This window comes from Paraburkholderia sp. GW821-FHT02A12 (genome assembly GCF_059422005.1).
Genome location: NZ_JBWKWA010000001.1, coordinates 2,201,189 through 2,214,697, shown reverse-complemented (window position 1 = coordinate 2,214,697; position 13,509 = coordinate 2,201,189). Strand labels below are relative to the sequence as shown.

The following is a 13,509-nucleotide window of genomic DNA, read 5'->3' as shown; positions in this document are numbered from 1 at the left end:
GGAAGGCCTAGGCCCATAGGATCGACGTCTACCCATGAATGGTTCCGTCAAAATTGTGTCCGATTCCGCCAAGTACAATGCCGATCGCTAATGAATTCGGTCATGCCACGGTCGTGAACGCGGAAATTATCCGTCGCTCACCCATCTCCGCACATCAATAATTGGTACATGAAGCTATGTGTGAGCCAAGATGGAAACTGAAGTCATCCGGTATAACCTGGCGGACCGCGGTCGAACGTACCGCGGCGTCGAGCGACACTTTGACGTTCCTCGGATTGTCGAGGCGATCAATTCCGCAGCGACGCAGGAACGCGTCCGGCACCGCGACATGCTGGGGTACCTTGGGCACTGGCCGCGCATCAGATTCGGCATGATGCCGGCGGAAGGCGGGGTGATCGACGGCAAGTCTGTTGCGGTCGAGCCAGCGCTGCTGACCACGCACCTGTGCGCGTTTGACGACGGGACGATCGAGCACAAGGCAGATTTCCTTGACACGAATGCAGGGCGTGTCGCCGCGCGACTCTACAGCAGCAAGGCGGGCGGCTTCTCGTCCGCAATTGAAGAACACCCGCGCGCGAAGTTTTTCGGCTTCGACTATGTGTTCGAGCCGAACTACAGTACAAACCGAGGTTACGAAGTCGCACTCGACGACGCAAGTGGCACATTCGACGCGGTGGCCGAGTACAACCGCGAGATGACCGGCGCGCTGCGCTTGCTGGATAGCGTCTTGACGGAGCACGACCGCGTGATGGATTCGATTGCGGTTATGGAGCGCAAGCTGCGCGACCGTGACGCGGAAATCGAGCAGTATCTCTCGCTGCTATCGAAACGAGGCATTGCGATCCCGACGCTGGACTCTCTTGAAGCGATCAACGGCATCTCGTCGGACCCGGACAGTACAGCGGCGATGCGGGAGGCGATAGCGTCTTTCGGGACCGCGGTGCTGGCTCGCAGGGTAGAGCCGAAGCCGCCCGAGAACGTTGACGATGAGCGCCTGCTCTCACAATTCCTCAGGTAGCCATGCAAGAACTCCAGAAGGGCCTGGGCGCCTATCTGTTCGCCTTCTACAACACACTGATTCCGACGACGCCGGCCGCCACAGGATTTTGCCAGCGCGGATTCAAGAATTGCTTCGCGTGGGCGCCTGCGCGCATGATCGACGAAGCCGAGCAGATGATCGAGACGTGGCGGCGCAACGACAACACGGGAGGCCCATCGAGTTCGGCATTCCTGCCCGTCGTCATTGCCGCAGTTTCGAAAGACAGCACGCCAGTAGCCGGCGACGTGTCGCGGCAACTGGCGGACCCGCAATGGATAGCGCTCCCTCAAGATCCGAAGGGGCGCGTGTTCAAGATCATTCAGACGCAGAGCGAACGACGCGCCCAGTTGCTTTTCGCGGCTGCCGACGAGAGTACCGCGCGCACGCTCGCTAATCAGTTCTGTCTCTGGCTCGCAGCGCCGCCGAATCGCCGGTTCACCGCGCCGTACAAGTTTTGTGGCATCTCCAACGACTGGCCGGTGATGATCGTGACGCCGGACAACCCGGCTTCCGTCGTCCAGACGGAGCAGAAGAACCTGACGATGATCGTCGTCGACGTCGCGCTGCATGAAACGGTGCCGTTCTTCATGGCGCCCGGCCCAGGAGAGCCAAACGACGGGAAGGGTAGCGGAACGGCAGACGATCCGAACGGCTACCCGGTCACGCTGCACATCAACAACTACGATAGCGTGGTTGACGTCCCGAGCATGACGAACACGACTTACCCGGACGATACGATGTTCGGCATCAATTATGCGGTCGGCGATCTTAGCTCCTCGTTCCATACGTTGATCAACCAGACCATGCCGAGTCAGGGCATATGAAGATTCAGGCCAGCATCTCGGGATTCGGCAAGACCGCATCGACCGTCTACGGGCTATATGACGAAGAGAGCGGCTACCTCGTGGTCAGCAAGCTGGTCAAATATCGCGAGGATCGCTTTGAAGACTGCCTGCTGATCAGCAACCAGGGGCTTAAAGCTCGCGACGTTCTGTTCGGCGAGGAACTGATTCAGGACGCGGTCCGGTGCTTCTTCGATCTGTTCAATAGCGGCCGCCTCCGGATAGAAGACGCCGCGCAGCAGTGCAATCCGTCGAATCGCATTGAGCAGGATGAGGTGAAGGAAAGCGGCCGGTCGTACCGCATGCAGGGAATTGAGGATTCGCAGATCGCCGTGCTGGCCATGTGCCATTACGTCAAGCGGGCCCGGGCAATCGACGCCGTTCTGACTATGCAAGACCAGCTCTTGGCACTGTCGAAGGGCGGCATCCTCTCGATCTGACTTGGAAAATAGCCGACCGTTACACCGCTCGCGTTAAAGAGAATGAGGCAACCACTCGACGCGGGTCAGTATGCCTATTTCCGTTCCACTTACGCCGACCATCACAGCGGCCGGCCTTGCACTCGCCGCCAGCTTGAGCGGCACCGGTATATCGCTTCCGCTCACTCACATCGGCTTCGGGACCGGGGCCTACAGCCCGACGGGTGCGGAGACCGCTCTTCACGCAGAGGTGCAGCGCGTTACGATCGCCGGGGGCGGGGCTACTTCGGCGAATAGCGTCCAGGTGTACGCGCAAACGATCGCGAACGCCGGCGCGCCGTACTGGTGTAGCGAGATCGGGTTCTATTCGAATGCGACGCTGGTTGCGGTCTTTAGTCGCACATCATCACCGATTCTGTACATCTCAGACCAGATCGTAACGGCGATCGTCTATGCGCTCGGTCTGGCGGCGCTTCCACCGAACACGGTTACGGTAACAGTTGACCCGAGCGCATCGGCTGCGCTTGCCGCGCTCGGCGTACATGTGTCTAATCCCAATGCGCACCAACAGTACGTCAAACGCCTGAACGGCGTTGGCGTGTATGACCCGCTCTTGACCTATGGCGCCCAGGCGATCGTCATTGGTGATGACGGCTCGCTGTATCAATCGCTGCAAGCGAACAATATCGGTAACACACCATCCGCCTCTGCGACATGGTGGGGATCTGTAGAGATTAAAGGAATTGAAGCTCTCGGCAAGATCAACGGCGTCAATAGCCCTAACCTGCTGTTCAATGGGTCGGCAGAGTTTGGCGTCGCCGGATGGCTTAGCGCCACGGGCGCGACCCTTGCCGCACTCACGGGTGGCGAGGGTGAGGGGACGTATTTCCAAAACAGCTCCGCAATCAGCGGCGTGTTTGCATTCGCTTCGAACAATATCCCGTTTGCTGCCGGCCAGCCTATTTGTCTATCGGGCCTTGTGGCCACGCCAGGTGTTACTGCTGGTAGCCTGGTTATGCAAGTAGTATTTCTTAACAGCAGCCTAGGCCTAATCAGTTCCCTCAACACCCCCATCGTCAACAGCTCCGGATCGTGGACGCCCTACATCGTTTCCGGTACAACACCGGCGGGCACAGCCTTCGCATACGCCCAAATTTCCGGTAACTCTGCATCCGCAATATCGGTGAGTGGACTTGATTGGCGTCGCATGAAGCTTGAAGCGGGCACCACTCCCTCCCTCTACTCTCAAGAGGCGAGCGTTGCAGGGATACCCGGTTCGTCGCCAGGCGTGCCGCTCAATTTCCTTGTGGCACCCGCGACTCTGCCGGGCCACGCTCCACAATTGGCTCAAATCCAAGCGGCCATTGCCGCCGCTTTTGCTGCCGAGGCCGGGAAGGTCGGAAATTTTGCAATGTCAGCGCCGCCAGTTGGGTGGCTTAAGGCAAACGGCGCTGCAGTCAGCAGAACAGCCTATGCGAATCTGTTTGCTCAGATCGGCACTTTCTATGGAGCCGGCGACGGGGCAACGACGTTCAATCTTCCCGACTATCGCGGTGAGTTCCTTCGTGGTTTCGACGACGGAAGGGGGGTCGACTCGGGCCGAGCATTCGGATCATTCCAAGCCGACGTCTACGCCAGCCACGCTCACGGCGTCACCGATCCGACTCACGCTCACAGCGTCTCTGACCCGGGCCACGCTCACAGCGTCTCTGACCCGGGCCACGCTCACGGGGTCAGCGACCCCGGTCACGGCCACGGCGTTAGTGACTCCGGCCACGCCCACGGTGTCCCGTATGGGGCTTCTCCAGGTAGTGACACTGCGACGGTTGCGGGTCCCGGTGCCAGCAATGCAGGCACGATGGAGTCGAACGTTTCGACCACAGGGATCGGCATCAATTCATCCGGAACCGGTATCGGCATCAACGGCGCAGGCACTGGCATTGGCATATATGGCGCAGGCACGGGCATTGGCATATATGGCGCGGCCACCGGTATCAGTATCCAGGCGAGCGGTAGCAACGAAACGAGACCGCGAAATAAGGCGGTTCTTGTTTGTATCAAATATTGAGGATGAGAATGACGGACACGACAAAACCAGCATATTCATACGATCCGGGCGCCGGCGTTTTCACGGGTGAGACGGTCGCCGACTTGGACCCGCTTGTCGAAGGGAACTGGCTTTACCCTGCTAATTCAACGAGTGTTGCTCCGCCTGCAGCACCGTCCGGTCAGATTCAGATGTTTGATGCGACGGCCGGGACGTGGTCACTTACCGCATCGTGGCTAGCGACCCAACTCTATCTGACCGGTACCGGTGAGGCCTATGTGCTTGGCGCCGTTATCGGCAGCGAAAGCTTCAGTGGACTCGGCGCGCTTCCGGCCTGGTTGACCAGCATCGCGCGCCCATCATCGGAGTATGTGTGGACGAATGGCGCGTGGGTGATTGACCCGAGCCTCCAGAATGAAGCACAAGTACAGACTGCACAGGCGAAATGTGCGCAATTGATGGCGCAGGCCAGCTTGATCACGAGTGGACTTTCGGACGCCTTTATCGCCGGGATTCTGTCGGCTGCGGATCAGTCGCGATACAAGGAGTGGGCTGCATATAAGCTCGCGCTTACCCAGATCGCGCAGCAGTCCGGATACCCTGCAAACATTAACTGGCCGGCGCAGCCGCAATAAGCCGTGACAGCTTCCGTTATTGAAACCAGCACGGGTTCGATCAACCTGTTTTTTCGGCTGATCCGCGACTTCGCAGTGCAGACACCGCCTTGGGGCACCGCGATCCGCTACCAGACTAAGCCCGACGAGCGCTGGGAAATGTCGCTCGTTTCGGCGCGCGTGTACGGCCGGCGTGATGAATTCCTGACGGTGCAGGCCGCGGCTGGCCTTGATTGCATCGAGTACGAGCTCACGGAACAACTTCTCGTGCTCCCGACGGACACCCAGCTCACCGCTATCAAGGCGCAGGCGCAGTTCGTCAACCTTGATGCCGATCGCCCGTCGGGCAGCCCGAGCGACGTGCCATCCGACTATGCTGCGATTCTGAAGGCGCTTGCACAATAATGGCAGTCAACAAACGCGTCACCAAGAGTCAGGTCGATGACGTAACGCGCGTCCGCGGGTCGGCGAAGGAACTGAAGGAGCGGCACCGCGCCGGTACCGAGCACCGAGCGAAGTCCGGTTCGCTCCTGATGCCGAACGAGGTTGCTGGCGAATACGATGCCGCACGCCTCCTCTACACGACGCTTGGCGGCGAGGCTCGAGCGCTCACGCTCGATGACCTCGCCCAGTTCCGCGCAAATATCAAGAAGCTTGGACGGAAGTACAAAAAGGGCATCACTGCGCAGCAGGTGATCAACCTGTCGCGTCAGGAGGACCGGGACAAGGCCAACAAGGAAATTCACCTCGCGGTACCGGCCGCCACTAACAAAGGGGTCATTCGGTTCATCACGAATGCGAGTCGCGAATCGGACGTAAAGCGGCACCATGTGACCGTTGATCTGTTGGGCTTCGATGCAGCGACGGCAACGCCAGACAAGGCTTCGAAGGTTGCGGCCACCCTGGTTAAAACGAGTCCCCTCCGGATCGACTGTGATTGCGGCCGCTGGCGCTTCTGGTACCGCTACATCGCGACGGTCGGGCACTACAACATTAATTTATCGGAGCCGGCCTACCCGAAGATTCGCAACCCCAATTTGACAGGCGTCGCGTGCAAGCACATCCTGCGCGTCATGCATGTCCTGACGAGCGATATGTCAGTCCGCCGTTACGTCGAGCGCATGATCGAGAAGGGGCAGGCGGACGTCGAAGGGCGGCAGCACCAGGCAGTCAAGACGGAAGAAGCCCGCGAGTTGGCGAAGAAGCAGGCTGCGCGGCGCAAGGAAATTGCCGTCAAGGCAGTGCCGAAGTCCACCGCCAAGCTGAAAGCCAAGGTGGCTGCCGTCAAGCCGACTGCGCAAAAGCCGAGCACGCAAAGACCGGTGACGGCTAAGGGCGTCGATAAGGCCCGCTCCGCAGCGGAGCGAAACTTGCGTAAGCTTCATGAAATGGGCCAGATATCCAAGCAGGATTTCGAGGCGATTCTCAAGACTCTGTCGAAGGGCGCGTAATGCTTTCTTCCATCCCGAACGACGTCAATCTGGCGGTACGCGCGAGCGTGCTGAACAACCCGAACGCCATCGAATTCGTCGCATTCAGGAAAGTGATTTTGCGTGCAGCGCACGATGCTGATGAAGAGCTTGTTGGTGGCATACCGACGCTCGGTGGCATGACGCAGATGGATACAGAAGACGAGCCCGACGTGGATTGGAATCTGCTCGGCACGGGCATGCTGTGCATCACGACCAATTTCGAGCCGTCGCCGATGACCAATCGGGACGACGCGGTCGATAATGCTTATCCAATGATGTACGCATTGCTCGAGATGACCAACCCGGAACCGGGATCAGTTAATTCGATTCAGTTGCTACGTCACGACGTTATCTACATGCTGTTCGACCAGAACGTGAAGATAGCGTATGAAATTGAAATGGTGGATTCGACGATGAATATCCCGCCGTTCGTCAGGCGATACCTGTTGAACAAGCGGGATGATCTTTCTTATGTCACCGCGTTTCAGACGGAAGCTTCCTCTTGAGCATGACGACGTTGTAGCATAGCCGCTCGCTTGCGCAGCGCAGAGACGACCATCATTCCAACAGCACCAAAGTCCTCGCCGTCCAACGCCGCAACGGCCTCCAGTCCCTCGGGATCGGTGACGTGCTCGTGCAGTGCTGCGGTGATTTCCTCTGCCAATGCACCCACGGCGAATCCTCCGTCTGTGAAAAGTGCATTGCTTCTCTCAATCCATTGATAGCTCATTTTTCTCCCTGTTACACGTGTAACAAAATGTACAACGGCCGGTTTCATTATATGCTTAAATCGTAATTGTTAACCATATACGCATACATTGGCTGAATACGACAATCATCGTGTATTAAAGCGCCAAGCGCGATGGCGTAATAATGCGATTCGCATTGTCTTAGTCCGACAAACATATTGATTCTCGATTACTAAAAATTCGCCTGTAATTCTCGTGGCGGAAAAGCGCATCAGCGTGGGATTGCGCGCGCCCATATGATCCGTGAAGGCAACGAGAGCACACATGGACCAGTTCACGCGAATCGAGACGGCAGCCCACGAAGGGGCATTTGGTAACAACGCGATTCGCGTGCCGACCGCTGCCCAAGCCGCGGCGAACAACTACAAGGTGGGGCGCGCGCGGCTGCATGGATTGGATCTCGCCATTGAGCAGCCTCGTGGCTCGGTTCGAACGGGCGTATCGCCATCGGGGAAACGGTGGTCGAACCGCATGGCGGCGCACTACGGTTATGTGACCGGGACACGCGGCGCCGACGGTGACGAGATCGATGTGTTCGTCGGGCCGACTCCGGAATCCACCGCCGTGTACGCGATCAACCAGATCGATCCTGAAACGGGCTCATTCGACGAGCACAAGATCTGCCTCGGCTTCATCGACCGGTCAAGCGCGGTGCAGGCGTATCAGGGCAGCTATGACCGCGACTGGAAAGGGCTCGGCAGCATCGTCGCGATGTCAATGCCCGACTTCAAACAATGGCTTGCGGCAGGCGACAAATCGCAGCCGATCGAACCTCAACAAGGAACCCTCATGGACAAGGTGTTTTGGGACGGCGAGCAGCCGCGCGGCCAGACCTTTGACGCATTGCTATACGAAGTCCGCCGCCACGATGCGGGAGGTCTCATCTTTGATCGCGTGTCGATCAACGAGATCGAGCAGGACGCCGACTCGGTCGAAACGCTCGATGCGCTCGTCGTGCCTTTCGCGAATTTCCCGCATCAGATGCAGTTGCTCGACGCGGTGATGTGCCGGGTAAATACGGCAGTCAAACCTGTTGCGATTCAGATCACGAAGGCCTTTAAGCAGAATGGCCTGATCAACATCGCTTCCGTGTTCGAGTTGTCCGATGGCCAGACGCTCAGCATCTTTTTTCACACCGGCGCGGCCGACCAGACCAGGATAAAGCCGGCCGACGAGCTGGTGTCATGGAAGTGGATGCTCAACAAGCGCGACGTCACGACCGTGGTGGCGCGCGAGCGGGGGGACGAACTGGATCTGCGCGAGGTCGCGCGACGCGTGCTGCGCCTCGCGGATCGCAATTCGAAGGCCTTTGCGCGCGCCAACGAGAATCGCGCAGCCCGGCTGTCCAGCATCGACGGCCTGAAGGCTGAGGTGGCCGCAAAGACGGCGACCCTCATGGCTTTGCAGAAGCGGCTCGACACGAAGAAGATCGAGAAGGAGATCGCGGACAGCCAGACCCCGCCACCCGAACCGGTAGAAGTGGACGCGCCTATCGAGGGCTCGTGGGTGACCGGGTTCACGGATGCCGGTGCACACCGTACGGACCTGAAGCAGATTGCTCGTGAAGGCGGGTATGCGGCCATTCTCGCGGATCGCGAAAAGCAGGAAGCCAATCAGGACATGCTCGATCACCTGCTCGATCACCTGCTCGGTCGCCGCTTCATCGACGTGCGCAATGCGCTGCGCGAGCGTGGCTTCGAGGGCGAGCGCGGCCAGCCGCTGGCGCGTAACGGGATCGTGGTGTCGTCGTCGGACTCACAGTTCGTCGGTGCGGGCCGCAATCTCGTGAAGCTCGTCTATACGATCGGTGGCGCCGCCGGGTGCCGCCAGATTTACGACGACATGGAGCGCACGACTGACGATATGGCGACAACGATTACCGCCGCAGCGTGTGACCTTGAGCCGAAGCGGCCTGTGATCGACAGTGCCGAATCGGTCGCGGCGGAGGCCCGCACGGACGATCAGGCTACGGCTCTCGCCGCATCGACAGACGAGAGCGCTGCCGAGCGCGCGGACGGCGCCGAGGTTGCGTCGACGACTGCCGAGCAGGCCGCAGTAGCGAGTGCAGAAGGCGAGCCTAAGGCCGCGATCGAAGCGATCGTTGCCGAAGGGGGCGAACCTGATGCGCTGGTTGCGCGACTTGTGCAGGAGTTCGGTTTGACCGAGGCTGACGCGCGCGCGCAGGTTGGGTTGGAAGGCGTTGGCGGCCTGGCGGTGACCGACCTGTCAACGGATCGCGCAAACGCGGTCGCGCAGACGGGCGACGACGCAGCGGCGCGCCTGGATTCCGCCGAGCCGCCGCACGTGGAAGTGCCGCCGGCGGACGGTTCCAGCACGCCAGCCGACAACGGGCCGGAATCCGGCGAGGAGAGGTTGCCGTCGCCGAGCCCGGCGCCCAGCGCGGAAGCTGCAACCCATGAAGCAGCGCCGCGCGATCCCGAGAAGCCGCTCGTGAATAACGATGTCGGTTCGAATTCCGATGTGGTGGCGGCCAGCGAGCAGAAGCCCGAACCGATTGACGGCGATTTCAAGGGCGATGCGGTTCAGCCGGTAGAGACGCAGCAGCAGATCCACGCCGAGGGGGGAGATCTCGCGGCGGCCGTGGACGACGTGCCGCCAGTCGCTGATGATCCGGGTGCATTGGGCGCGCCCAATGAGTCTGAAGCCAATACCGGCGACGAAGGCGCATCGCAAGAGGTGACCGCGCCCGCTGCCGATACCGCCACAACCGAATCTGCGCCTGAAGCCGAGACTGCGCTCGCGGTGACTCCCGCGCGTGATCGCGACGCGGACTGCGCGTTCCTCCAGTCGATCATTGACGGCGCTGCGGAGGATGTTTTCGATCCCGATCTGCCGGCGAGGCTCGAGGAGGTATTCAGTGCTTACGCGGAAGATCCGGATGTGTCCGCGAAGGCGACGGTGGCCATTCGCGCATACACGGATCTGATGCTGGCGCGTGCGACGGCGGAGGCCTGATGCAGGAAGCAACGCAGGTAACGCCGCTGGAGGCGGAGCGCGATCTCGTTTATCTGGACGCCTCGCCGGACATATTCGAACCAGCGTTCATTGGGTTCAGGAATGACCCGGAAGGGGCGATCAGGAAACTTCTCCACGAGAAGCGCGGTGAAGTTCCCGATGCGTACCATCACCCTGAGCTCGGCGAGATCAGCTTCGTCTATGGCAATGAGCGTCTGGGACTTGCGCACATCATTGCCGGTCACGGGCTTTCGTTTGTCGAGCACATTCCGCGTCTGCTGCGTACGGGGCGTGTGGTTAAAGATCCGCACGGCTTTCCCCGGGCTTATGTCGTAGACGATCAAAAGCCGACTAACGTTGTTGTCGTCAGGCTGGATTGGAACGGGCGGGAGAAGGCTTGGGTAGTTACGTCGTTTGACGACGTACGAGGGAAGTTCACGGCAACCGAAAAGACGTCGGACACTCTCGATTCGAGCGCTTCGATGGGGATTCCCGAAGCGAATCCGCAAACTTCCGCAACAACGTTAACGGAACCGAATATGGCTGTCAACGACGACGCCACCTTGAAGCCAAAATCGATGGTATTCGGCGTATTTCCCGATCAGGGTATCGGGCCGGCGGCCGTCGATGTCGCACCGAATGGCTTGGACGCCACGCAAGACCTGACGTCTGCAGCCATCCCGAACGAGCCGACTGGGGCACTCGACAGTGTGTCGATTCCGATCGATCAGCATATTGATGTCGTTCGCAAACTGGCGATAGCTTGTAGCAGGCTCTCGCAACTGACCGGCGAGCCGCAATATGCGCTCGACTCCCTCCGGTGCGCGCGTCAGCTTCGCTGGCTGGCTGCCAGGTAGCTGCTAGATAGCAGGCAGCGCCAATCTCGCGCACCGGAAAACGGCGCGGCAATAGGCTGTGTCTCGCCTCCAGAATGAGGCACACCCTCGACGCCCGTGCCCATGCCAACCAAAGATTCTTCTCCAGGACTGCTCGCCCGCGTAGGCCAATCCGCTCGGCAGTTCTTCACGCGCAACGTCAAGGTCGCCAACGAGATCACCACCGCGGACTCGTTCACGTTCGACGGCGGCACGACCATCTCGTCGCTGCTGGGGAGCGGCCGGCGTATGGCGCGCTCGCGCGCGCAGATTTACGAGAAGTGGTCGTATATGGAAGGCGATCCGATCATTTCGGCGGCCTTGATGTTGCTGGTCACTTCGGCGCTCGGTGGCGATGAGGATAGCGGTGACAGCGTCCTGATCGAAAAAACGCCGGCGGCGCAGAAGGATAAGCGGCTTGCGCGGATCGTTGACGAGATGCAGAACGACCTGTCCGCCATGTTCAACAAGGTCGCGTTTCAGATGGCGTACAACGGCACCGCGTTCGGCGATTCGTATGCGCGAATCTACGCCGACAAGTCCGGTCTGCGCCACCTGTACACGGACGAGCTCGTACGGCCGCCAATCGTTCAGCCCTATGAGAAGGGCGGCAAGACGGTCGGTTGCATCATCTACAGTGGCGAGAAGATGCTCCAGCGGATGGACATTTCGCAGATCGCCCGCCTGCAGATGCCGCGCGTACTGTATGTGCCGCAGATGTCGGTGGTCGAAAAGTCGTTCCGTATGGCGCTCGCCGAAAACGACATCGACAATCTCCCGATTCTGCCGGCCAGCGTGGGTGGCTCGTTCCTGTACCAGGCCGAAGAGCCGTACGACAACCTGTCGGCATCGTTGCTTGGGCTGGTTGGCCAGCGATGGATTGACTCGATCGACGAGCGCATGGTGGGCGTCAATCTAGAATCGATGACCACCGAGCAGCAGAGCCGGTTTCTCCAGTCTGTCGCGAACATGCTCAAGATCAGCAAGCAGCGGGCGGAATACGCCGTTAAGTCTGGCCAGCCGATGCTCGAGCGCATCACGCACATCCTGCCGATGTTCAACGAGAAGCAGCTGACCACGTTGAACAAGGACAACGGATCGGCGCGCGGGGCTACGATCAGTGTTGAGGACATCATGGTCCACGCGCGGTTGCTCGCCGGTTCCATGGGTGTCGACCTGAGCATGATCGGCTTTGCCGACCAGTTGAACGGTGGCTTCGGCGACGGGGGCGGCTTCCGGCTCAGCGCGCAGGCGGCCGAACGTGCGCGCGTGATTCGCACCGCTACAGGGGGTTTCTTCGACAACCTGATCGACATCCATACGTACAACCGGTACGGCATGGTGTTCGCACCATCGCAGCGGCCGTGGCAGATCAGGTTCGCAGGCTCGATTTCGGCGCTGGAAGCGGAGCAGCAGAACACGCGCCGTGATGCGCAGGACTCCGCGTCGCACCTGGTAGACGTGATGGCGCGCATTCGCGAACTCAGGCCCACGCGCGCGGTGGCGGTCCACTTTCTGACGAAACAATGCCGCCTCGATGAAGACGAGGCGGGTATGTATGCAGACATGTGCTTGCAGCCCCCCGATGATCCGGCCGGTGCCATTGGGCGCGCGCAACCGGAGGATGATGATGGGGCTGTTTGATGCTGTGAGCAGCGCCGTATCAAATCTGACCGATAACGCGATCGGTCAGACGTCGATCAATCAGGCCGCAGGATTCGCAAGCGCGGAAGTGAGCAAGCTAGTTTCCGCGTCGGTGCTGAACAAGCTCAATTCGGGCGTCAGTGCTATCCAACAGATTGCGCAAGGCAACTACCTGGGCGCTGCGGCCGGCTTGTTGAATTCCGGGTTGATTACCGGTGCGCTCGGCGCGGCCGGGGCAGAGGTCGCCGCTCAGATCGCCTTCATGGCAACGGCCAATCCGCTGATGGGCGGCATCACGCCATTAGAGGCGAAACAGATCTTCGAGAAGTCCGCGCAGACGAAATTCGCTAAGCAGAACCTGTTTCTCATCGAGGTAACGGACTTCAACGGAAACCTCCCTCAGTTTTTCGACGATGCGAACAAACCGTCGTTCAACCTGTTCGTCACAGGCATCGACTATTCGCCGCTGAGCACGTCCGGCGAGAAGTTCCAGATCGGCGCCGCGTCGATCGATTCCGTTCGGTCGCTCGATCCTGTCGAGATGCGCATCACGACGCTGGACGATACCGATGGACGGGTCAAGAGCTGGTTTGACTACAAGGTGCAGCAGATGGTCAACACCGATGGGACCGTTGGTGTGCCCAAAGACTATCTGGTGCAGATTCGCGTGCTGCACGCGTTCATTACGAACGACTCCAATCCGGGCGGCTACGAGAACACGCGGTTCATGCGGCCGGCGTCGATGGATGTCTCTCTGTCCAGGCGCGATGACGGATTGCAGGAAATCCATTTGACCTTTACCCAGCATGCGACGTTTCTGCATGCCTTCTGA

13 protein-coding genes are annotated in these 13,509 nt (G+C 59.9%); 12 read left to right on the top strand and 1 reads right to left on the bottom strand.

From position 1 onward, the window contains the following. The first annotated feature begins 391 nt into the window (after window positions 1–391). The 8 genes from AC07WT_RS09855 to AC07WT_RS09820 all read left to right on the top strand — a co-directional run bounded on the left by AC07WT_RS09855 (window position 392) and on the right by AC07WT_RS09820 (window position 6,939). Window positions 392–1,018 (top strand): hypothetical protein, encoded by a 627-nt coding sequence (locus AC07WT_RS09855; protein WP_494946934.1) that lies wholly within the window; start codon window positions 392–394, stop codon window positions 1,016–1,018. A gap of 2 nt (window positions 1,019–1,020) precedes the next feature. Continuing rightward, window positions 1,021–1,863, top strand: coding sequence for a hypothetical protein (locus tag AC07WT_RS09850; protein WP_494946933.1), 843 nt, complete (start codon window positions 1,021–1,023; stop codon window positions 1,861–1,863). Next, a complete protein-coding gene (locus AC07WT_RS09845) occupies window positions 1,860–2,321 on the top strand; it encodes a hypothetical protein (protein ID WP_494946932.1) in 462 nt (153 codons plus the stop codon). The genes AC07WT_RS09850 and AC07WT_RS09845 overlap by 4 nt, the downstream gene beginning before the upstream one ends. A gap of 70 nt (window positions 2,322–2,391) precedes the next feature. Beyond that, window positions 2,392–4,368, top strand: coding sequence for a tail fiber protein (locus AC07WT_RS09840; protein ID WP_494946931.1), 1,977 nt, complete (start codon window positions 2,392–2,394; stop codon window positions 4,366–4,368). A gap of 8 nt (window positions 4,369–4,376) precedes the next feature. Then, complete coding sequence (locus AC07WT_RS09835; RefSeq protein ID WP_494946930.1) at window positions 4,377–4,982, top strand: tail fiber assembly protein; 606 nt, start codon at window positions 4,377–4,379, stop codon at window positions 4,980–4,982. Between the two features lie 3 nt (window positions 4,983–4,985). Continuing rightward, window positions 4,986–5,366 carry a hypothetical protein gene (locus tag AC07WT_RS09830; RefSeq protein ID WP_494946929.1) on the top strand — a complete coding sequence of 127 codons (381 nt, stop codon included), beginning with the start codon at window positions 4,986–4,988 and terminating at the stop codon, window positions 5,364–5,366. Further along, window positions 5,366–6,412, top strand: a complete 1,047-nt coding sequence (locus AC07WT_RS09825; protein ID WP_494946928.1) for a hypothetical protein — start codon at window positions 5,366–5,368, stop codon at window positions 6,410–6,412. Before AC07WT_RS09830 ends, AC07WT_RS09825 begins: the two co-directional genes overlap by 1 nt. A gap of 47 nt (window positions 6,413–6,459) precedes the next feature. Further along, window positions 6,460–6,939, top strand: coding sequence for a hypothetical protein (locus tag AC07WT_RS09820; RefSeq protein WP_494946927.1), 480 nt, complete (start codon window positions 6,460–6,462; stop codon window positions 6,937–6,939). Here the strand turns inward: AC07WT_RS09820 and AC07WT_RS09815 are convergent. Continuing rightward, window positions 6,918–7,163 carry a hypothetical protein gene (locus tag AC07WT_RS09815; RefSeq protein ID WP_494946926.1) on the bottom strand — a complete coding sequence of 82 codons (246 nt, stop codon included), beginning with the start codon at window positions 7,161–7,163 and terminating at the stop codon, window positions 6,918–6,920. The two genes, AC07WT_RS09820 and AC07WT_RS09815, sit on opposite strands and share 22 nt — an antisense overlap. 283 nt (window positions 7,164–7,446) lie before the next feature. Between AC07WT_RS09815 and AC07WT_RS09810 the strand changes: the two genes are divergently transcribed. From AC07WT_RS09810 to AC07WT_RS09795, 4 genes are all read left to right on the top strand, one after another. Continuing rightward, window positions 7,447–10,158, top strand: a complete 2,712-nt coding sequence (locus AC07WT_RS09810) for a defense against restriction DarA-related protein (RefSeq protein WP_494946925.1) — start codon at window positions 7,447–7,449, stop codon at window positions 10,156–10,158. Then, a complete protein-coding gene (locus AC07WT_RS09805) occupies window positions 10,158–11,015 on the top strand; it encodes a putative barnase/colicin E5 family endoribonuclease (protein ID WP_494946924.1) in 858 nt (285 codons plus the stop codon). The genes AC07WT_RS09810 and AC07WT_RS09805 overlap by 1 nt, the downstream gene beginning before the upstream one ends. A gap of 102 nt (window positions 11,016–11,117) precedes the next feature. After that, a complete protein-coding gene (locus AC07WT_RS09800; protein WP_494946923.1) occupies window positions 11,118–12,677 on the top strand; it encodes a hypothetical protein in 1,560 nt (519 codons plus the stop codon). Further along, window positions 12,664–13,509, top strand: coding sequence for a hypothetical protein (locus AC07WT_RS09795; protein WP_494946922.1), 846 nt, complete (start codon window positions 12,664–12,666; stop codon window positions 13,507–13,509). Before AC07WT_RS09800 ends, AC07WT_RS09795 begins: the two co-directional genes overlap by 14 nt.